28 protein-coding genes are annotated in these 19,391 nt (G+C 65.3%); 20 read left to right on the forward strand and 8 right to left on the reverse strand.

Translation table 11 applies throughout. The features are described 5' to 3' along the window. Positions 1-25: 25 nt before the first annotated feature. On the forward strand, positions 26-697 hold the full coding sequence (locus tag ACGFY5_RS07520; RefSeq protein ID WP_392718349.1) for a TetR/AcrR family transcriptional regulator: 672 nt from the start codon (positions 26-28) through the stop codon (positions 695-697). 204 nt (positions 698-901) lie between these two features. Here ACGFY5_RS07520 and ACGFY5_RS07525 read toward each other — a convergent pair whose 3' ends face one another. After that, a complete protein-coding gene (locus ACGFY5_RS07525) occupies positions 902-1,291 on the reverse strand; it encodes a hypothetical protein (RefSeq protein ID WP_392718351.1) in 390 nt (129 codons plus the stop codon). A gap of 105 nt (positions 1,292-1,396) precedes the next feature. Between ACGFY5_RS07525 and ACGFY5_RS07530 the strand changes: the two genes are divergently transcribed. After that, positions 1,397-1,678: a type II toxin-antitoxin system Phd/YefM family antitoxin gene (locus ACGFY5_RS07530; protein ID WP_392718353.1), complete on the forward strand. Its 282-nt coding sequence runs from the start codon at positions 1,397-1,399 to the stop codon at positions 1,676-1,678. 41 nt (positions 1,679-1,719) lie between these two features. Beyond that, a complete protein-coding gene (locus ACGFY5_RS07535) occupies positions 1,720-1,959 on the forward strand; it encodes a type II toxin-antitoxin system RelE/ParE family toxin (RefSeq protein WP_392718355.1) in 240 nt (79 codons plus the stop codon). Positions 1,960-2,184: 225 nt separating this feature from the next. Here the strand turns inward: ACGFY5_RS07535 and ACGFY5_RS07540 are convergent, their stop codons facing one another. Next, on the reverse strand, positions 2,185-2,307 hold the full coding sequence (locus ACGFY5_RS07540; protein ID WP_392718357.1) for a hypothetical protein: 123 nt from the start codon (positions 2,305-2,307) through the stop codon (positions 2,185-2,187). Positions 2,308-2,392: 85 nt separating this feature from the next. Between ACGFY5_RS07540 and ACGFY5_RS07545 the strand changes: the two genes are divergently transcribed. Then, on the forward strand, positions 2,393-2,722 hold the full coding sequence (locus ACGFY5_RS07545) for a GntR family transcriptional regulator (protein WP_392718359.1): 330 nt from the start codon (positions 2,393-2,395) through the stop codon (positions 2,720-2,722). A gap of 32 nt (positions 2,723-2,754) precedes the next feature. Here the strand turns inward: ACGFY5_RS07545 and ACGFY5_RS07550 are convergent, their stop codons facing one another. Next, positions 2,755-2,949: a hypothetical protein gene (locus ACGFY5_RS07550; RefSeq protein WP_392718361.1), complete on the reverse strand. Its 195-nt coding sequence runs from the start codon at positions 2,947-2,949 to the stop codon at positions 2,755-2,757. 907 nt (positions 2,950-3,856) lie between these two features. On the opposite strand from ACGFY5_RS07550, the gene ACGFY5_RS07555 reads away from it, so the two are divergent. The 5 genes from ACGFY5_RS07555 to ACGFY5_RS07575 all read left to right on the forward strand — a co-directional run bounded on the left by ACGFY5_RS07555 (position 3,857) and on the right by ACGFY5_RS07575 (position 6,622). After that, the gene (locus ACGFY5_RS07555; protein WP_392718363.1) at positions 3,857-4,393 is read left to right on the forward strand and encodes a hypothetical protein; all 537 of its coding nucleotides are present in this window, start codon (positions 3,857-3,859) and stop codon (positions 4,391-4,393) included. A 251-nt stretch (positions 4,394-4,644) separates the two neighbouring features. Further along, positions 4,645-4,929 carry a hypothetical protein gene (locus ACGFY5_RS07560; protein ID WP_392718365.1) on the forward strand — a complete coding sequence of 95 codons (285 nt, stop codon included), beginning with the start codon at positions 4,645-4,647 and terminating at the stop codon, positions 4,927-4,929. A gap of 282 nt (positions 4,930-5,211) precedes the next feature. Then, a complete protein-coding gene (locus ACGFY5_RS07565) occupies positions 5,212-5,748 on the forward strand; it encodes a Panacea domain-containing protein (protein ID WP_392718367.1) in 537 nt (178 codons plus the stop codon). 49 nt (positions 5,749-5,797) lie between these two features. Beyond that, positions 5,798-6,112 (forward strand): hypothetical protein, encoded by a 315-nt coding sequence (locus ACGFY5_RS07570; protein ID WP_392718369.1) that lies wholly within the window; start codon positions 5,798-5,800, stop codon positions 6,110-6,112. A gap of 357 nt (positions 6,113-6,469) precedes the next feature. Next, positions 6,470-6,622 (forward strand): hypothetical protein, encoded by a 153-nt coding sequence (locus ACGFY5_RS07575; protein ID WP_392718371.1) that lies wholly within the window; start codon positions 6,470-6,472, stop codon positions 6,620-6,622. Between the two features lie 36 nt (positions 6,623-6,658). Here ACGFY5_RS07575 and ACGFY5_RS07580 read toward each other — a convergent pair whose 3' ends face one another. The 4 genes from ACGFY5_RS07580 to ACGFY5_RS07595 form a co-directional block, all read right to left on the reverse strand. Beyond that, positions 6,659-6,913 carry a hypothetical protein gene (locus tag ACGFY5_RS07580; RefSeq protein WP_392718373.1) on the reverse strand — a complete coding sequence of 85 codons (255 nt, stop codon included), beginning with the start codon at positions 6,911-6,913 and terminating at the stop codon, positions 6,659-6,661. A gap of 82 nt (positions 6,914-6,995) precedes the next feature. Further along, positions 6,996-7,559: an HD family hydrolase gene (locus ACGFY5_RS07585; protein WP_392718375.1), complete on the reverse strand. Its 564-nt coding sequence runs from the start codon at positions 7,557-7,559 to the stop codon at positions 6,996-6,998. A gap of 1,241 nt (positions 7,560-8,800) precedes the next feature. After that, on the reverse strand, positions 8,801-9,121 hold the full coding sequence (locus ACGFY5_RS07590) for a hypothetical protein (protein WP_392718377.1): 321 nt from the start codon (positions 9,119-9,121) through the stop codon (positions 8,801-8,803). Next, positions 9,118-10,281, reverse strand: a complete 1,164-nt coding sequence (locus ACGFY5_RS07595) for a Shedu anti-phage system protein SduA domain-containing protein (RefSeq protein ID WP_392718379.1) — start codon at positions 10,279-10,281, stop codon at positions 9,118-9,120. The genes ACGFY5_RS07590 and ACGFY5_RS07595 overlap by 4 nt, the downstream gene beginning before the upstream one ends. Positions 10,282-10,400: 119 nt before the next feature. Between ACGFY5_RS07595 and ACGFY5_RS07600 the strand changes: the two genes are divergently transcribed. The 6 genes from ACGFY5_RS07600 (at position 10,401) to ACGFY5_RS07625 (ending at position 14,238) form a co-directional block, all read left to right on the forward strand. Continuing rightward, positions 10,401-10,799, forward strand: coding sequence for a type II toxin-antitoxin system Phd/YefM family antitoxin (locus ACGFY5_RS07600; protein ID WP_392718381.1), 399 nt, complete (start codon positions 10,401-10,403; stop codon positions 10,797-10,799). A gap of 13 nt (positions 10,800-10,812) precedes the next feature. After that, entirely contained in the window at positions 10,813-10,956 is a 144-nt protein-coding gene (locus ACGFY5_RS07605; protein ID WP_392718383.1) for a type II toxin-antitoxin system RelE/ParE family toxin, read from the forward strand. Between the two features lie 409 nt (positions 10,957-11,365). Continuing rightward, positions 11,366-12,430, forward strand: a complete 1,065-nt coding sequence (locus ACGFY5_RS07610) for a Fic family protein (protein WP_392718385.1) — start codon at positions 11,366-11,368, stop codon at positions 12,428-12,430. Between the two features lie 501 nt (positions 12,431-12,931). Next, positions 12,932-13,387, forward strand: coding sequence for a helix-turn-helix transcriptional regulator (locus tag ACGFY5_RS07615; RefSeq protein ID WP_392718387.1), 456 nt, complete (start codon positions 12,932-12,934; stop codon positions 13,385-13,387). A 9-nt stretch (positions 13,388-13,396) separates the two neighbouring features. Then, positions 13,397-13,828 carry a VOC family protein gene (locus tag ACGFY5_RS07620; RefSeq protein WP_392718389.1) on the forward strand — a complete coding sequence of 144 codons (432 nt, stop codon included), beginning with the start codon at positions 13,397-13,399 and terminating at the stop codon, positions 13,826-13,828. Next, positions 13,825-14,238 carry a VOC family protein gene (locus tag ACGFY5_RS07625; protein WP_392718391.1) on the forward strand — a complete coding sequence of 138 codons (414 nt, stop codon included), beginning with the start codon at positions 13,825-13,827 and terminating at the stop codon, positions 14,236-14,238. The genes ACGFY5_RS07620 and ACGFY5_RS07625 overlap by 4 nt, the downstream gene beginning before the upstream one ends. A 45-nt stretch (positions 14,239-14,283) precedes the next feature. On the opposite strand, the gene ACGFY5_RS07630 is transcribed toward ACGFY5_RS07625, so the two are convergent. Then, a complete protein-coding gene (locus ACGFY5_RS07630; protein ID WP_392718393.1) occupies positions 14,284-14,937 on the reverse strand; it encodes an NAD(P)-dependent oxidoreductase in 654 nt (217 codons plus the stop codon). 82 nt (positions 14,938-15,019) lie between these two features. Here ACGFY5_RS07630 and ACGFY5_RS07635 point away from each other — a divergent pair, with 82 nt between their 5' ends. The 5 genes from ACGFY5_RS07635 to ACGFY5_RS07655 all read left to right on the forward strand — a co-directional run bounded on the left by ACGFY5_RS07635 (position 15,020) and on the right by ACGFY5_RS07655 (position 19,232). Next, positions 15,020-15,634 (forward strand): TetR family transcriptional regulator, encoded by a 615-nt coding sequence (locus tag ACGFY5_RS07635; protein WP_392718395.1) that lies wholly within the window; start codon positions 15,020-15,022, stop codon positions 15,632-15,634. A gap of 157 nt (positions 15,635-15,791) precedes the next feature. Next, positions 15,792-16,952 carry a PucR family transcriptional regulator gene (locus tag ACGFY5_RS07640; protein WP_392718397.1) on the forward strand — a complete coding sequence of 387 codons (1,161 nt, stop codon included), beginning with the start codon at positions 15,792-15,794 and terminating at the stop codon, positions 16,950-16,952. A 397-nt stretch (positions 16,953-17,349) separates the two neighbouring features. Then, positions 17,350-18,186 (forward strand): mycofactocin-coupled SDR family oxidoreductase, encoded by an 837-nt coding sequence (locus tag ACGFY5_RS07645; RefSeq protein WP_392718399.1) that lies wholly within the window; start codon positions 17,350-17,352, stop codon positions 18,184-18,186. 4 nt (positions 18,187-18,190) lie between these two features. Beyond that, positions 18,191-18,607 (forward strand): cupin domain-containing protein, encoded by a 417-nt coding sequence (locus tag ACGFY5_RS07650; protein WP_392718401.1) that lies wholly within the window; start codon positions 18,191-18,193, stop codon positions 18,605-18,607. 7 nt (positions 18,608-18,614) lie between these two features. Then, complete coding sequence (locus ACGFY5_RS07655) at positions 18,615-19,232, forward strand: hypothetical protein (RefSeq protein WP_392718403.1); 618 nt, start codon at positions 18,615-18,617, stop codon at positions 19,230-19,232. The last annotated feature ends 159 nt before the right edge of the window (positions 19,233-19,391 follow it).

The following is a 19,391-nucleotide window of genomic DNA, read 5'->3' on the forward strand; positions in this document are numbered from 1 at the left end:
GTCGAGTGCGAGTGATGATGGGGTTATGCCCGACCTCCCTCCCTCGCCGAAACGCATCGGCCGTCCGGCTCGCATCTCGCGGGCGGCGATCGTCGAAGCAGCGGCGACCGTCATCGCGACCGACGGCTTCGAGAAGCTCACGATGCGACGGCTGGCGCAGGAGGTCGGCAGCACGCCGATGGCCCTGTACCACCACGTCCGCGACAGGGACGCACTTTTGGTCCTGCTACTGGACGAGATCGCTGCGCAGATCCCCCGTCCCAGCCTCCCGTCGGAACCCCTCCGGCGGATCGAGGTGGCGGCGACGGCGATTCACGACACCCTCGTCGGCGTGCCCTGGGTCGTCGAGGTGCTCACCGCCGACGACCTGCTGGGCCGGGCGGCATTGTGGTTCGTCGAGCAGATCATCGACGGTGCCATCGCCTGCGGCGCGACACCGGAGCGGGCGGTGTACGTCTATCGCTCGATTTGGTATTACACCGCGGGCGAGTTGATCATCCGGGCCGCCGCTACCCGCCGCCGCGCGGAGTCGCCGGCGCGGACGCGGCGGGAGCGCATCTTCGCGGACTTGGACCCGGGCGAGCTGCCTCGCCTGGCCGGACTCGGTCCGGACTGGACCCGGCTCACCACGGAGGACACTTACCGAGAAGGGTTGGTGGCCCTCATCGACGGTCTACTGCCACAGGCTCGACACTGAGCGTTTGGCCGGGCTCGTCCGCCGCATGCTCATTGCCGTACTGATCTGCGGAAACGCGCCGGTAGCGGGGTTCCCGACAGTAGGATGGATCGGTCTGCACATTGCCCCCAGCGGCCCACCACCGACGACATCCGTCGTGCGCACGATTTCTTCGCACGCGTGGAGCTATCCGTGGTGGGTAGAGCCGAATTGGGTTTCGTTGAATCATCGCTTATTGCGGATAGATGCAAGCGTCTTGCCCGTGCTTGCCACGAACCAGAAGTCATAGCCGCTTCTGTTCGGCGTAACGCCTGGCTTGAGATTAGCGACGACTGCTTTGGCCGCGCCACTCGGCGAGCCGAACCATGTTCCTGCGAGTGCGCCGGACGTCACGGTCAGCCCAGCTGTCGCGGGGTCGAACAGTCCCTCGACGCGCTCGCCCTGGTAGGTCGCATATATGGCGACGCCAGTTGTCGGCGGCGCTGATGGCTGAGCGCCGTTCGTCGCCGATCGATGGAACTGTTCGATCAGGAAGGCGACGGCCTCACCCAGACTTTCGTTTCGTGACTTCGCTATCAACGTGAGGTCACGAAGCGGTCCGGCTGCGATCTCCATGGATGGCATGGACTCACAATCCTCCTCAGGAGGAGAAGTCTGATAGGAGTATGAGGATTGGGGTGTCGAACCGTCGGACGCATCGCTCTGGTCATACTTGTGACTATGACCATCGTGCCGTTGGCTGAGGTGAAGGCGCACCTGTCCGAGCTGGTCGGACGGGTGCACGACCAGCATGAGCGTGTCACCGTGACCGTGCATGGCCGGCCCTCCGCTGTTCTCATAGCGGTCGAGGACTTGGAACGCTTGGAAGCGACTCTCGAAGTCCTGGGGGATCCGGCGATGCTCCGACGGTTGGCGGAAGCGGACGCTGAGTTGGCGCGTGGCGAGGAAGTTTCGGAGGATGAGTTGGCTGCGGTGATGCGGCAGCGCCGCGCGGCGTGGTGACGGCAGCCGGTGGACGGTACACGCTCCGGACCGCGCCGTCGGTGCGACGGGCGTTGGCGGACGGATTACCGGAGGCGGTAGCCAACGCCGCATATGAATTCATGACCCGACCGCTATGTGAGAACCCCTACCGCGTAGGCAAGCAACTGCTGCTGCCGCCGCTCGATGATCGGTATAGCGCGCGTCGCGGAACCTACCGGATCCTGTATCGCATCGACGACAAGGCGCGTGTCGTCACGGTCGTCGATGTCGCACACCGACGGGACGCCTACCGGACCTGACGGCGCCTGATCCACATTGGATACTCGGGCACTCGCAACAGCAAAGTATTCGACGCTCTACGGTGCGCGCCGGCCTGCGTCTTCGCTGGTCCGCGCAGCGCTACACCCGTTAGTCCTCATAATCCCTTGGTCGTGGGTTCGAGCCCCACCCGCCCCACCTGCGAACACACCCCTCGCGGGGGCCGAGTGGCCGGAGCGGCAAAGACGCACCGGCGACGCACCGCACTAGCCGGATGCGTCCGTCGGCACCCTGTATCGCAGCCGCGTCGAGTCCGCCCGCTGCACCGACTCGACGGTCTCGAGGAGCTCCTCGCCGTTCCAGAACTCGGTCGCGACGACCAGCCCCACACCTGCTCGCGATACCGAGCGTCACCTGCTCGTCGGGGCGGGAGGACCGGGCCGCGACTGTCTGCGGGTCTCACCCGGGAAGCCGATGCCCACCCCCGAACGCAGCCCGGCGGTCTACCAGCAGATCGCCGACCACATCCGCCAGCAAATCGCCGCCGGCCAGCTTCACCCCGGCGACGAAGTCACCTCCGAACGGCAACTCGCCGCCGACTGGAACGTCGCCCGCCCCACCGCTGCCCGGGCCCTCGAGCTGCTCCGCAACGATGGCGTCATCGAATCCCGCCGCGGCGCCCGCTCCTACGTCCGCGAAACCCGCGCCCGTGAAGAACTGCGCGTCCTTGTGCGGCAGTTGAGCGACAATCAGGTGCCGGCGGCCGTCGACGCGGTCCGGCGGATCCTCGCCCAGGTGCCGTAAGCGCCGGCGGCGGGCCCCGGTGCCCGCCCTGGTTACCTGCCCGCTCGAGCAGCCGCCAGCAGGGCAACCGCGCCGACCACAGCGACGCCGATCCCCACGCCTGGGTAGTACCGGTCGGCTGTTCGGCCGGCTTCGATCGCGCCGGCTACCAGCGCCACCCAAAGCAGCCGACTCGCGGTCCAGTCCCGCACCGACACGGGCGGGCGGTGCGCGCTTAGTTCATGCATTTCGGTTCCTCATTTCGTCGTCCGGTCCTGAACCGAGTGCGACGATAGGGGCGGCTGGATGCGAACGGTGATACGCGGTGGGATCGACGTTAATCAGCTGCACAGGCCACCCATGAGGGCCACGGAGTGCAGCGATTTCTGCCGAGCCGATTGATTCTGATACCTCCGCGTATTCGCAACCACAGCTTGACCAGTAGCAGAAGCCGTAGCTTGTTGCCCCCAATTGGTGGTCAGAGGAGCAGTGACCAGCAAGGATGGCGCACAGTGACCATCGCAGGCAGCGGCTACGAAGTAGGTAGCGTGCGGCCAGTCCTGTCGTCCGCGTCCTGAACCAGCGCAGACCCGGTAAGACCGGCGCCCCTTCTCTACCCGCACGGGGGGCGCCGACTACTTCCCTGGCGGGAGTGGCCGAACCTCGAGCCTCTCGACGTTCCCACCTAGGGTCGCGACAACTACGGCCAGCCGGTCGACGTCGATCACCGCCCTGTGGTCGTGGAATGGCTCCAGGCGTCCCTGCCGGAGGCTTCACAGCCGGGCGTCCAGAGCATGCCTCTCAGGGCGCTGCCGGATCTTCACGGCTAGGTGCTTCTCCGGGATGTAGCTGTTTCGGGCGAACAGGCGGCGCCAACCCGGGCTATGTCAGGTGCGCCGAGGCGAATGGATCGGCTGGGAAGCGTCGGCCACGGACCGATCAGATCAGGTCGGTCGCGGGAGGCCAGTAAGCGCACGATCGGCGTTCCCGGATGCGACCCCGGGGCGACCTGCTGACACCCGACAGAGCGCTCCGGGACTGCTCGGCGGAGCCACCGCCTCGGAGGTCGACGACACCACGCCGCAGATCCGACTGAAGTCGCGGCCAATATGCCATTTTGGGGTGTATTTCGGGGTCCGACAGGAGGAGATCGTCATGTCAGGCACCCTGGTCACGCGGAGCAAGCTGAGTCGACGCGCGCTGCTCGGCGGGAGCGCCGCCATCGGATTTTCCGCCGTCCTGATCGGTAATGCGCAGCCAGCCGCCGCAACCGAATACCAGTCCGGCTGGCGCTGGTGTCGCCGATGCCAAGGTCTCTTCTACGGAGGCGGTATCAACGACAGCCGCTGCCCCACCGGTGGAAGACACACCGCAGTGGACAGCTGGAACTACATCGTCCCGTTCGTCGACGTGCCCGGGCTCCAACGGAACTGGCGGTGGTGTCGCAAGTGCCAGGGAATGTTCTTCAGCGGCAACGCCAACACGGGGGTGTGCCCCGCCGGCGGGGGGCACGACGACTATCAGAGCTTCGACTATCGGATCGGTAGAAGCCCCGTCGGGCAGCCCAACTGGCGCTGGTGTCAGAACTGCCAAGGCCTCTTCTACGGCGACGTAGCGGCGAGCAGATGCCCAGTCGGCGGTCGCCACAGCACCGCGGGCAGTGGCAATTACGTGCTGGCCTCTATTAGCTGACCACCACCCTCGCACCCTGAGGGACACCGACGCCCCCCGTGCCGACGGCCGGGGGCGTTGTGCTGCGTTGGCGTGATCCCTGAACGATGGTTGGCCGAAAATCCGAGTTACGCGGCAAAGGGACGAATTCTGCTCAACTTGCTTCGAAGGTTCAGCGTCACGGCGTGACTAACGACGGCGTGACGGCGTTATTTCTCAGATGCCATTCGGGTGCGCCGACGTAGCGGGCAACCCCTACGGAGGAGTTCCCCATGGCCGAAGACCCGCAGATGCGCGGATGGTTTGACCGACTCGGCGACGACAAGCAGCGGATCTGGCTGCGGATCGCGGCCGGCTACGACCGCATCGACGCGACCAGGTTCGAAGATCTACCCGCCGAGCTGCCTCTTTGGCCAACGCCGGGCAGCTGGGTGGCGGGGCCGTTCCACGTGTCGGTTGCGGACCACCCGGGCCTAGGCCGGGCCGGCTACCAGCTGACGGACGCCTTCCGCGAGTTCCTCTGGGCGGAGCTTGATCGACGGAACGGCAACATTTGAGGCTCGCTCGCCACAGTCGTCACTACCTCGAGTGATCGCCTGCGCACACACTGTCCACGCTGGATCATCGGGTGGACGGTCCGGGCGATCGAGGGGGCAGTCATGGCAGACGCGAAACCGGTGCAACTTCAGCTCGTGGACCCCCCTACCACTCCCGCCCGAGCGACACGCCGAGACCCGGGTCAGGTCCAACGGTTGGCCGATCCCAAACCGGTCGGGCGCTCAGCCGATGGAGCCGGTCACCCCTCTTTCTGGAGCCTCGACCGGGCATACGCTCCGAGGATGACCACCACAGCGAGGGATGTGGCGGCTGCCCTTTGTGAGCGTTTGCCGGGCCTAGATGCCGCCAAGATGCACGCCCTGCTCTACTACGCCCAAGGCCACCAGCTCGCGATGCTTGGCCGAGCCATGTTCAGCGACGAATTATCAGCGTGGGATCGAGGTCCGACAGTCGCATCCGTTTGGGGGCGCGAGAAGGACGCGACAGACGGCTGGGATCGACTCGCCAGCGCAGACCTGACGACGATTGAGTACGTGGTTTCCCGGTATGGCGGCCTGACCGCCGGCGACCTTCAGCGGCTCGCCAAGGCGGAACCCCCATGGAAGATCGCGGACGCTGCCCGCAGGCCTGGCGAGAGCGTGCCGATCCGCCTTGAGTGGCTGCGCGAGTTCTTTTCCACGGATGGAAGCTCCCACGCCGGCATGTCGGCGATCAGCTCCGCCGAGCTCGCCGCCGTGCTAGCCGGCACCCGCAGTGTCGTGGAGGAGCTTTGCCGGGACGAACAGCCAGATCAGGCCTGCGGAGCAGTAACGGGCTGACGCGGTGCCGAAAGGCCCGCCCTTCGATCTCGTCAACTTCCAAGGCATCTTGAGGAAGTGGATCGAGGACGAGGAGCCCCCACCGCACATCGCGGACTACGTGCGCGCCTGGATTGCCCTGCTGAAGAACGCACTACCGTCCGAACGCACCCTCCGGCTGCCGGACGGTGACACCCCACAGGTGGGCGAGTTCTGGTATGCCGACATCCCTGCCAGCGACTACAACGGCCTCGTGGTGCGATGCGGGTACTGGAACAATCCACGATCAAACCAGATCACGTGTGCTTGGATCGCGTCGTGTCGGCCGCTACCGCCCGACTTGAACGACCCCTACCCCTGGCGCAGCCCTCATCAGCCCCGCTAGTCCCGCCAATTTCCAAACGCTGGTCTGACGAGAGAACCACGGCCTGTCATCAGGTCCTGACCACTATGCCCTCGCCGCCCGCCTGATCGCCCATGCCGACTACGTCAAAGAGCCCGGCATCAGCGACGTGATCTTCGCCCTCCGAGCTGTCGCTGCGGCGCAACTGGCTCAGGCGGCGGCAACAGCAGCGCTAATTGAGGACGAGAAACTCCGGAAGCCGTGGTCGCGGGTGATCGGGTGGTGAGCGAACGTAGCGCCGAATAGCTGTCGCGCTGGTGCGGCGCCGGCTATGCCGTGCTCGCACTCGACGGCGCCAATGCCCCCGACTGGTCCGACCCGCGGAAGGAGGGCCCATGCATGCAGCCGGGCGTCCACTGGTTCGGCGTGCTGCTCGATGACAGCAAGTTCGCTGTGCGGTTCTGGCTGTGCGACGAGCACCTCGAGCAGTTCCGCGAGCACTTCGCACTCATTGACCAGTACGGGTATGAGCCACCTAAGAAGCGGTCATAACGCCGTCTCTGCCAGAGCGCGGCTCGCCGCAGGCTCTTACTCGTCGTCCTGCGCGAGCTCCTGATCGCTGATCGGCCCCGGGTCACTCCCTTCCAGTTGGATCAGGCTTTCGCGCATCTTCGCGATCGCGTCCGCCCAGCCTTGTCGGTATGCCTCACGGGCGGCTGCTCGGCCTGCCCATGTTGCCTTGGTGTGGGTGGAGGCGACTCGGAGCTCCTTCTTGCTGATGCGGTCTACACGGACCGCGTGGTAGACGGTGTCACCAGCATGCTTTTCTGGCGGACGGTCCACTCGGATCCATCTGCAGTATAGGTTTGTCCCATATGCGGAATCTAGCGCTGTTCGCGAGGATTTGGAACCGTGCGATCCCGACTTAGAAGTCGCGCCACTCCAGCGTCGTCATCCCCACCGCGGCATCCGCGATTCGCTTCGCCGAGCCAGTCTTGAGGGCACCCCGCGACGAGTCGATCCACCCCTGAACGCTCTGATTGCCGGCACGGTGATACTCGACGGCCTGCATCAGGCACTCCAGCGCGTCGGCATCCCGAGCGACCTGAGCCTCGATCGTCTGGTCGGCCTCGAACTCAGAGATCGCATCGGCGAGAAACACGCTCACCCACTGCGGTGCCCCTGCAGCCTGGTCGATGGCAATGCGCTCGTTCGCGGCGGTCTCGACGTACCGGCGCCCGACCTTCGTCACGTCCCCCGTGCGGGTCTCCCCGGTGTCGTGGACCGTGCCGAGCAGCGCAGCACGGTTCGGATCAGCGCCCTCCATGGCCGCAAGGATCGCGGCGATCAGCGCCGTGCGGTGGGAGTGCTCAGCGACCGACTCGGAATTAGCGACCTGCGCGTGAGCCCAACCGGCGCGAGGGGTTCGCTTCAAGACGCCGAACTCGAAGATGAGGCGGGCGGCGGCGCGGCTCTCGGAGTCAGACATGAGCCGATCGTTCCAGGGCGACGGCCGCGGCGGGGCAGACCTTCTCTTGAAGCAGAAGCCCCGGCCGGCTTGAGTGCGGTCGGGGCTTCGGGTCGCCGAGGGCGGCGTTATGAGTCCACCCGAAAGTCTGACACGGGCGGGTCGTAGAGGACCGTCATCCCGTGACCGGGGTAGTAGATGCAATCTGATGGCATCCCCGAAACGTGGGCGCTCTTCGGCGTTTTCGGAAGCGGTCGCGGCAGCGTTGAAGGCGTCCGTCCGCCAGCCCGCCGGCGGCGCTTCGAGGTCCTCCGACGGGAGGGAGGCGCCGCGGGCCGCTTGACGTTATGCAGCGGCGACTCATCCCTTCTCCTTGAGGTGGGCATGCCAACGCAGAAGGGGCCAGTGGGGCCGCTGAATCCGGCAGCACCCACGTCTGCAGCGTCAGTGATCGCGACGAGCTATCCAGAACAGAGGGAGGACGCGGCCCGCGAAACGCTGAGCGCTGTTAGATTCCGTCGAACCTTCTTCGTGCCAGACCGATCGAGCGCTGGAAAGTCGACTCCAGGCGCTGCCCGCTCACATCAACAAAGTCAAGCCAGCTAGCGCGCCTGTTGACCACGGGTGAGAGCCTCCTACAAAGTCCGGCTCGCTCGGCTCTCGCTGATCATCTGGCTGCAAGGGGTCGGCGAGTCGTCGAAGCGTGGTCGATGCACCCGCCGCGTTCCGGCATCTTCCTCGCACGGCAGGAATTCAGAGCCGTCTGACGCTGCCTGAGGCTGGTAGGCGTCGGGCAGTCAAACCGCTCCGAAGCGCTCTCATCCAATGCGGATTTGGGGCTGTGGGCTACAGCAAAGTATTCGAGGCTCTACGGTGTGCGTCGGCCTGCGTCTTCGCTGGTCCGTGCAGCGCTACGCGCGTGAGTCCTCATAATCCCTTGGTCGTGGGTTCGCCCCCCACCCGCCCCACCACCAGTAAAGGCATTTGGCCATGTGGCACCCGACTTAGGCGGCCATGTCGGTCGGATCGGGGCCAGGATCGTGCCCGTCAGGCCGCCCGTGAATACTGCCGCCAGAGACTTGGTCTTGTCCGGAGGTAGCCGGGAGCGTCGTGGCCGAGTGGTCGGAGGGCGCACTTTCTACTTGTTGGCTGTGGCCCGTGACGGCAGCCGAACCGTTACGTCGGACAGCGACAGCACGCGCTGCGCCGTCGGCCGACCTGTTGGATGGTCTAGATCGATCCGCAATTTCGTGGGTGGCCAATCAACGTCTACGCTGCCGCATCTCGCTCGTAGCAAGAATGCATCGCGCTAGCCAGCCGGCTTCCTCGACGTTCAGTATCCAGCCACCGACAGTTATTACCGAGCCCGGCAGAGTCTTATCGAACGATATTGCGTTATCATCGACAGGAATTCCCTCCCACCCCATATCGCTATGATAGAGGGTCCCAGCGGGAGTTCCCCATTTCTGGTAGAAAACCATGAGCTCGCCATACCTGTTCTCGAACGCGCGCAAGAAGTCACCTTCCCTGGCACTTACCCCGCAGTTGATCGCAAGTAGTTCGTAGGGATCGAGATTTGTCATGTCCGCTCCGAAGCAAGGTCTAGTGCGCGTTCTGCCGAAGCTATCAAAGTGTCGTAGGTAATAACCTCAATCCTACTCAGGTGGCTATTGTAGGTGCGCAGTTTCTCTTCTAGTGCCTCGCCCGCAGGGCCAGCCTTGACGAAGTCGACGGACCCGATCACGACCGTTCCAAAAGCGCGTCGACTATCGATCCCGTGATCCCGAAGGATGCGATCGCGGTCCTCATCCAGTATTTGAAGATAGTTTTGCATTTGGGACACTGCTCGATGAATCGCGCCGCCAAGCATGGTCTGGCTTCCGTACCGAGTCAGAAGGCCCGCAACATTCGCCTTCTTGAGCTCGACAATATGCAGGGCTCCGTCGCCGCGCAGCAGCGGGATATCGACAACCGCATCGGATCGGAGACGGCGCGTGTCCAACTCACGCATGTAGGTCCCGCCGAACATCCAATAGTTCCCGGCTAGACAGCGATGAATATCGTGCTCGGTGCTGTCGGGATCAGAAATGGATCGTCGTAATTTGTCGAGAGCCTCCTGGCGTGATTTGACCTCGATCAGGTGGGCGATGGCCTTAGCGTGCGGCCAGGCTAGTATCTCGTCTAGCGAAGAGTCGCCTACCTCTTCAAATAGCAGCTCTACGCGGCTAAGAAAGATTAGGTGGTCGTGGCCACTTCGAGGCAGGCTTATCCCGCCTCGGCCCGAGCCGATGGACAGATGGTCCGTCGCTTTGATTAAACCCCGAATCCAGTCTTGGATGTCTGCTGTATCGGCACCACTACGTTCAGCAAGAAACTCATCAAGTCCTTCCGCGACACGACGAGCGCCCTCTTTTATCGTCAGCTGAACCATGTTATCGGCTGCTGTGCGCTGCTTTGGAACGTAGTAGACCTCGAGGACGGTGAGCGGAATTTTTCCCTCGGCATAGTCGGCGAAGTCCGCAAGGCGTTCAGCTAACGTTGCCTCCTCGTGTGATAACGCGGTGAGTGAGGCACGCCGAAGGAACTGGACTAGCCGCGCGCCGCGCTGATAACCTCCGCCGCTCCCTTCGGGTTGCATGAATTCGATCGCCGCGTCGATATATTCCAAGGTGTCTTGGCATTTGGTCAGCGGTCGTGACTCTTTAAGGAGCTGCCGTAGGGTGAATCCTGAACGGTATCCCATGAAGTTCATTCTGCTGGATGGGTGGGCTTGCGACAGGCTAATGGCTGCAATACCCGTCCCGATTGGGACGGAAGGGCACCGACTTCGGCGCTAGGTAAACATGTTTTATGGTCATGACGATGGTGCCGCTGGCTGAGGTGAAGACTTACCTGTCGGAGCTGGTCGGGCGTGTGCACGACCACCACGAGAGGGTGACGGTCACCGTGCATGGCCGGCCCTCGGCGGTGCTCATCGCGGTCGAGGACCTGGAGCGGCTCGAAGCGACCCTCGAAGTCCTCGGGGATCCGGCGACGCTCCGTCGGTTGGCGGAGGCGGACGCCGAGTTGGCGCGTGGCGAGGGAGTCTCGGAAGACGAGCTGGCTGCGGTGATGCCCAGCGCCGCGCGGTCTCGTGACCGGAGCCGCCAGCGGGCGGTACACGCTTCGGACCGCGCCATCGGTGCGGCGAGCCCTTGCGCAACGGTTACCGGAGGCGGTGGCCGTCGCTGCGTACGAGTTCATGACCGGCCCGCTGTGTGAGAACCCATACCGGATGGGCAAGCAACTGCTGCCCCCACTGGATGACCGGTACAGCGCTCGCCGGGGTACATACCGAATCCTGTACCGCATCGACGACAAGGCCCGCATTGTCACGGTGGTCGACGTTGCGCACAGGCGGGATGCCTACCGAACTTGAGGCCGTTCTCCCTGTGGACTCAACGGCGCTCGCAACAGCAGAGTATTCGACGCTCTACGGTGCGCGCCGGCCTGCGTCTTCGCTGGTCCGCGCAGCGCTACACCCGAGAGTCCTCATAATCGCTTGGTCGTGGGAGCCCCACCCGCCCCACCCCGACGCGGACCGGTCTCCGTCCCGCCTCTCTGGTCGTGGTCCCCACTCGGAACTGCTCCCTCACTATTCCGAGTTAGCGGGATAACTCGGAATAGTGATAGCCTTATTCCGAGTAGGAGGTGCCTTGACAACCTGGCCACCGCATCGGCGCGAGGTGCGCCCGTGGCGGCAATCCCAGCGTGCTGGACCCAAGGCCGATCGAATCCTGTCCGAAGTTACGGTCTCCCTTCCGCCGAACATCGCTGGCCTGCCGGTCGTGAACGCCCTGCCCGCTTCGGCGATCGCCCAGGGTGAAGACGCGCTGCGCGAGATCGCCGCGCTCGACCAGGCCCACGGTGAGGACCTCGGGGCACTGGGAGTGCTGCTACTACGGACGGAGTCCATGGCGTCCTCGAAAATCGAGTCGGTCGAGGCGAGCCTGGACGACTACGCACGGGCGCTGCACGGAAGCCGGGCCAACGCCTCGGCGACGTCAATGGCCGCGGCCACTTCGGCGCTCGGAGCACTACTGACCCAAATCGACGGACGGGAGCGGATCGACGCCGATTCGTTGTTGGCCGCCCACGCCGCGTTGATGGCTGACGATCCGACCGAACGCGACTACGCCGGGCGCTGGCGCGACATGCAGAACTGGATCGGCGGCAGCGATCATTCGCCGCGGAACGCGCTCTTCGTGCCCCCACCGCCGGATCTGGTCGAGTCATACGTCGATGACCTGCTGCGGTTCGCCAACCGCGATGACCTGCCCACGCTTGCCCAGGCGGCGATCTCCCACGCCCAGTTCGAGTCGATCCATCCATTCACCGACGGAAACGGGCGCATCGGCCGGGCGCTGATCAACGCCATCCTGCGTCGGCGTCGAGCCACCACGCGCGTGGTCGTGCCCTTGGCGTCGGCGCTGGTGGCTCGGCGGGAACGATACTTCGACCACCTCGGCGCCTACCGGGACGGGGATGTGGAGCCGATCGTCCGGGACTTCGCGCTGGCTTCGCGGATCGCGGCGGCCGAGTCGCGAACGACGGTTCAGCGACTGATGGAGATTTCACTGGAGTGGTCCGACGTCGTGGGACGGGTACGGGCGGGAAGCGCGGCGGCGAAGCTGTTGGCGATCCTGCCGGCGCAGCCAGTGGTCGCGGCCGACGACGTCGCGGCGGCCACCGGTGCGCCGCTTAGCAGCGTCTATGCCGCGATCGAGCGTCTGGACAAGGCCGGAGTGCTCCGTCCGCTGACCAACCGGAAACGTGAGCAGATCTGGGGGGCAACGCTGATCCTCCAGGAACTCGACGAACTCGGGGCCCGGATCGCCCGCGCTTGGGGCTGACTCCGTATGCAGCGGAGCGACGCCGGAACCGCCGCGGGTGACGTGTTCTAACGGTGTCGATTGGTGTTTGCTGGCGCGCTGGAGGGCGACGGTTGAACAGCTGCGGCCGAGGGGCGGCCGGGTTGGGGGATCCCTGGTGTCCGCCGCTGCAGTGGGGGGTGGCGGCAGCCCTGGGAACGACGCAGTGCGAAGCAGTGGTTGGGGCGCTCGCGGTGCTGATCCGCGAACACGGGCTGGCCAATCCGATCGAGGCATCGCCTGTATCGCGGGACGAGGTCAGCGTCGATCGTTAGGACTTTGGTGTTGACCTGCGGAAACGGACCGGCAATGGCGCCTCGGGCAGCAGGACAGGCCTGCAACCACCGACCCCGCAGAGCGACGAACCCGGTGACACGCGGGGAAGCCGTCATCAGGGGCGCGGAGCCGGCGACGGAGTCGGTTGCCGCTGGTTGGACGAGGTTGACTGAGACCCCGTTCGGGTTTCGTGTCACGATCTGGTTCGTGAGACGACGGACCGATTCGGCAGTTCACCTGCGTCGCGCGCGCGACTTCATCGACCGCCGGTTCGCTGACTCGGAGTTGCGCCTGGACGACATCGCCGCCGCGGCGCTCATGTCGAGATCGCACCTGGTGCGCGAGTTCGCCCGCCAGTACGGAGTGACACCCGGAGCGTATTTGAGCCTGCGGCGCCTCGAGAGGGCGCAGGATCTGCTGCGTTTCGCCAATCTGACCGTGACCGAGGTGTGTCACAACGTAGGTTTCACCTCGATTGGGTCGTTCTCAACGGCTTTCGCCCAGAGGTTCGGCGAGACGCCGTCGGCATTCCAGCGCCGCTGGAGCGCAGCGACCCAGCCGCGGATCCCCGGCTGCGAAATCTTGATGCGGTCTGCCCGCGACGGGGTGGTCGGCGCCGACAGAGTCACGCAGGAGAAGCGAGAGCGCGCCTCGGCCTCGTAGTTTCGGTCCGTGATTACCAATGTCGCCATCGTCAACGTCTTCGTCCAGGACCAGCAGGCGGGACTCGACTTCTACACCGACGTGCTCGGCTTCGAACTCCGTGACGACGTCACGCTCGATGACGGATTCCGCTGGTGCACCGTCGGTCACCCGCGTCAACCCGAGTTGCTTCTCAGCTTGGTCGAGTTCGGGCCTCCGCTGCCACCCGACCTCGCCGACGCGCTCCGCGAGGCTCAGCGGGCAGGTGGTTGGCGTGGTCTGGGGTTCAACGTCGACGATTGTGCCCGCACTTACCGAGACCTGGTAGCGAAAGGCGTCGAATTCGTCCAGGAACCGAGTCGACGTCCGTATGGGGTCGAGGCGGTTTGCCGGGACAACTCCGGAAACTGGATCGTCCTCATCGAAACCACCGTTCCGCCCGCCGACGGGGAGCACTCATGAGCGGTCCGAGCACGATCGAGTCCGTGGCGAGTGTCGTCGTTCCCATCACCGACCACGACCGGTCCATCGCCTTCTACGTCGGCACGCTGGGCTTCCGCCTCCGGGCCGACTTTTCCCCAGGCCCGGCCTTCCGATGGGTCGAGGTGGCTCCCACTGATGCGGCGACGACCATCGCGCTCGCCGTTCCCCGAGGCGGAATGTGGGGCACCGCCGGCGGGGAGACGAACATCAATCTCGCCTGTACCGACGTAGTCGGTGAACACGTTCGGCTCCGCAATCTCGGCGTGGACGTCGACGCCGAGATCCTGCGCGTCGGCGCCGAGGTGCCACCTATGTTCCGATTCCGAGACCCCGACCGGAACGTACTCCAGGTCGTCCAGACGGCCCGCAGCCGAACTATGACTCACTAAGCCTACGACGATGACCTGCGGAACGAACGGGCAATGGCGCCTGGTTCACCGGACCCTTCGGTAGGCACTCGGGTCGCAGGTGTGGATCGCCGTCGAGTCCGCAACGAGGCGGTAAGTGTAGGAAGCGCAGTCGACGAACGTCGCGATGCTGATGGCTTTGCCGGACCGTTCGAGGACACCTTTCGACGGGCCGTCCGAGCCGATTCCCGCGCGGTGGACGACCCACTCGATGTCCATCGCCTCGTCGGCGAGGTATCGCATGACCGCTTCGTTGTCCTCGTGCTGGCCGATGTAGCTGCGGGCGATGCTGTTCCGAATGGCCCAGAGGTGCGGCGGCAGTCGTCGGCCGGGCGGGGCGCTGAGGCCGCCGGCCTGGTAAGCGAATCGCGCGACCCCGGCGCGCCGTAGAGCGGGAACGAGGTTCCGCACGAATGCCGTGTTGATCTTCTGCGATCTCTGCATCCCTGCGTCGCCCAGCAGGCAGATGACGGCGTCGACGCCGTCGACGAGCCGGTCAAGATCGAGGTCGTCGGTGATGGATCCCTGGTGGATCTCGAGGTTCGGGCTGTCGCTCGCGACCTTGCCGGGGTTGCGTACCAGCGCCCTGACCCGGTGCCCGTCATCCAGCGCGATCGAGGTGAAGTGTTTGCCGGTCTGTCCGGTCGCGCCGAACACGAGGAACGTCTTCTGAGGGCTCATTGGGTTTCTTCCGTGAGTAGTGATGACACGTCATGTCATCAGCCCCACTATGACACGTCGTGTCATCGCTTACGATCGATCCATGCGATGGGCTCCTGATGCGCGCAGCAGGCTCGAACGAGCGGCGTTGGAGCTGTTCTCCGACCAGGGGTACACGGCGACGACCGTGCCGCAGATCACGGCACGCGCCGGCCTGACCACAAGGACGTTCTTCCGGTATTTCGCGGACAAACGCGAGGTGATCTTCGGCGGAAGCGAGGTCCCCGACGCGGCGGCGGCCCTCATCCGCGAAGCACCGCCCGAGCTGCGGCCGATGGACGTCATCAAACTCGTTCTTCATCAGGTGGTGGCCGCACGGTTCGATGGTCAGAAGGAGCGGACGGCCGCGTGGAGGCGAATCGTCAACGAGAACGACTCACTTCGTGACCGCGACGCGCGCAAGCGCGCCGACCTCGTCCTCGGCGCCCGCGCGGCGTTCGTCGACCGCGGCGAATCGCTAGTGAGCGCCACGCTTCATGCCGAGGTGGGAGCGCTCGTGTTCCACGTCGCTCTCGAGGAATGGCTGACCGAGCCGGAACCGCGATCGTTGGCGGAGACCGTCGACGACGTCCTGAAGCGGCTCGATGTCAAGATCGCGGCCGACGAGTCGCGTGACGTGCCGGCCGTTGATCAGATCACCGCCACGGGTCGCCCGTAATCCGCGATCGATGTCGTGCGGCGTGCTCCGGTCGAGCCGGGTCCCGTCCGCTCGCGCCGACGGTCGGCCTGACGGTTGTGGGGGTTTGAACGGAATATCGGTGCCAGAGATCGCAAGGAGTAACGGTCTGGGCTAGCGGCGTCCTATGCTGGGCGTTATGGGCAGAGAAGCCTTGCACGTGCGCTCCACGTCGTCACAAACCTGGTTAGCGTTTAATGCGGCTTTTGATGACAACCGTGGTTGTCTTGATGAGCGCATCACTGCGGAAATGTCCGAGCTTCCGTCCTACCGGGAAATGAGCCGGGTAGAACTCCGACCGCACGTCGAGCGCGGTCTCAACGGATTTCGTACGGTGCTGGTCGATCGCCGATCGCTGACGAAGGACGAACTGCGCCTCTACTGGTCGGTGACCAAGGGGCAGGCCGATTTCGGTGTGACCTTGCAGGACTCGCGCACTGCGTGGCACCTCGGTCTGGACATCCTGTGCGGGTGGGTGCGCGAGGAAATCGCTCGGGAGCTGCAACCGCGCGAAGTCCTGGTGGACTTCCTCGAGCTCTCGGTGTCCTGGTGGCGCCAGGGGTCGGATGCCGCGACCGAGTGCTATCGCTGGCTCTCGACGGCCGAACACGTCAGCCGGAACGTTCTGGTCGAGGAATTATTCTCCGACATTGCGTCCGCGCGATTCGGTTCCGGCGTCAGCGACCGGTTCGCCGCACTGGGGTTGGATCCGGACGCGCAGTACTACGCCATGCGCACGCGGCTGACCGGCGCCGAAGAGGTCGGTCGGTTCCGGACCGCTCTCGGAATCGATGCGGATCCTGCGATCGGTGAAGTCGCCCTGCTGGGGGATCAGGTCTGGGCCGTGGTCCGGGAACTCCCGGCGGAGCGGTTCACTTTTCCGGTGGGCTTCGCGCCGCCGGCATCGTGCGGTGATCTGACCGCGTCGTTCCGCGAAGCCGGTCGCGCGCTGAAGACCGCGACGACCCTCAATCAGGTGGGGGTTCACGGGCTGGACTCCGTCGGGGTTCACTCCGCGGTGATGCTCGACCACGCCGTGGGTGACGCTCTCCTGGCCCGCTACGTCGAGCCGGTGTTGGCGGTCGGACGCAGTGGTGCCGACGTCCTCGTGACGGTGCGGTCCTACATCAACAATCACCTGAGTTTTGATCGGGCCGCAGCCGACCTGTTCGTTCACCCGAACACGGTGCGCTATCGCGTCCGACGGTTCGAGCAGGAAACGGGCGTCTCGCTGCGCGACAACTCCACGTTCATCGCTGTCTGGTGGGCGCTGGAGCGGTACCGGCTCCGGCGGAGTTAACCAGGTCGCGATCGATCGAAGACTACCGACCGACTGATCGGTCGGCTAGCCTCGGGCCGACGATTTGGAATATTCTCCAGATCCGTCTCGAACAGTTGACACTGCTCAAAGCGCCGGAGAAAAGTGGCGGAGGTCCGAGAGAAGCGACGCTGCGGGAGCTCCCATGAGTGACCACGGGCTGCACTAGCCGGTGCCCGTCCTACCGGTCGGTCGGGTACGGTTCCGCGCCCGCGTCGGGCGTTTGCGGCGCTGACTCCGCCTTCTCTGGACGATCCGTCCGGCCGGCTCCGGCCCGGACGGGCCAACTCCGCTCTGCGTTGCCCGCCGGTGGTCGGGTCGGGCGGCCCGTCGCCACTGCGGTGACGACCCCGGTGACCTAGAGGAAAGGAGTCAGCTCGTGCTGACCTTCGGAACGGATCGAGTGGCCTTCGTGACGGGAGCAGCCCGCGGGCAGGGGCGGTCGCATGCCGTCATGCTCGCCAAGCAAGGCGTCAGCATCGTCGCGGTCGACATCTGTGCTCCGGTCGAGACCGTGCCCTACAAGGCGTCCACCAAGCAGGATCTCGACACGACGGTCGGGTTGATCAAGGCCGAGGGCGTCGACGCGATCGGGATCATCGCCGACGTGCGGGACTTGGAGGCGATGAAGTCCGCCGCCGCGCAGGGCCTGGAACATTTCGGCCGGATCGACTACCTCGTGGCCAACGCCGGCATCCTCTCGCTGGCCGGAAAGGTGCACGAATTCGACGCCGAGACCTGGCAGACCATGATCGACGTCAACCTGACCGGTGTGTTCAACGCCGCGCGGGCCGTGCTGCCCGCCATGCTCGACGCTGGTTTCGGCCGGATCGTCGCAACCACGTCGGGTACCGTCCGGCACACCGGGATGCACGTCGCGCACTACGCGGCGGCCAAGGCCGGGGTGCTGTCGGTGATCAAGTCCGTCGCGATCGAATACGCCGACAAGAACATCCGCGCCAACACCGTCTCGCCGAGCAACGTCGGGACGGACATGATCCTCAACGACGCGGTCTACCGGCTCTACTACCCCGACAAGGCGAACCCGACGCTCGAGGACGTCATGCCGAGGTTCGCCTCGATCCACGCGACCGGCAACGCCTATGTCGAGCCGGTGGACATCTCCTACGCGGTGGCCTACCTGCTCAGCGACCAGAGCCAGTGGATCACGGGCATCGAACTGCCGGTTCTCGCCGGGCGCACTGGCGGGTTCTGACCTCGTGAGCAGCCGTGTCGTCACCGTATCGTCCGCGGTCGGCGCTGGCGCGGACGTGATTCGCGACAGCACCGTCGACACCGGGCTTCCACCCACGGCGAGCGGCAGCGTCCCGGGTGAGCGTTCGGACGGACGTGCCCGGCCGGTCGGCTGCTGCAACCATCCCCTGGTCGACATCGGACTGCCGCCGGGCGGGATCGAGCAGCGGATCGTCCGCTGGACGCCCGGGCAAGCAGCGCCGCTCCACCACACTCACAGCGTCGACGTCGACGTCGTCCTGTCCGGCTCGATCGATCTCGTCCTGCGAGACGGGACAGTGCGGCTCGACGCGGGTGACGTGGTCACGGTCGACGGAGTGGTGCACGGCTGGAACGCCGGCCCGGAAGGGTGCGTCATGTCCGTGACCCTGATCGCCAGATGAGGTTCTGATGCGGTCGACACTGGTCATCGCCGAGATCACCGACGACGGGCCGGAACTGGCCACCGTCACCAGAGACCTGCCCGGGTTCGTGCGCGGCGCGAGGTACCGGTGCGTGGAGAACGCGGATGTATGGGTCTTCCTCGAACTGGAGGAGCCGCGTTTCGCCCGGGCGGCGGCCCGAAGACTGGCCGGCGGGCAGCGCGCCGTGCGTTCGCTGCACGAGGTGCACCGGATGGCCCGGGACGCCGACGGGACGCCGGTCCAGGTGCCAGGGTCCGCACGGTTGGAGACGCTGGGCGACTACTTGATGTCGGTGGTGCTCCCGGTGCCGCCCGGGCGTCGCGACGAGTGGATCGACTGGTACGACACCCAGCACATGCCCAGCGTGCTGAGTCTGGATCCCGGCATCGAGGTCGGTCACCGGTTCGTGCCGCTGGACGACGGTCAGCCCGACGCGCACCTCGTGCTCTACGAGTTTCCTTCGGCGGACGCCCTGGCCGCGTTCGCCGGCGGTGGGGTGCCGGTCGCGAAGAAGTCCGCCTACACCCAGCGCTGGCAGGTGGCCAACGTGCGCCGGACGTTCCGGATCGTAGCGCGTGTGGAGAGCTCGAAGTCGACCCACTAGTCGGACCTGCACAGGCTCCTGAACTGGACTTTCACCATTAACGACCAACTCGAATTGTTGACGACCGACTAGTCGGTCGGTAGCGTTGATCGAGCGACGAAGCATGCGGTCTTTCGCACCCACGGTCGGCGACGGCCCGGGGTGCGGCGGCCGATCAGA

Source organism: Cryptosporangium sp. NPDC048952 (assembly GCF_043197895.1).
GTDB lineage: Bacteria > Actinomycetota > Actinomycetes > Mycobacteriales > Cryptosporangiaceae > Cryptosporangium.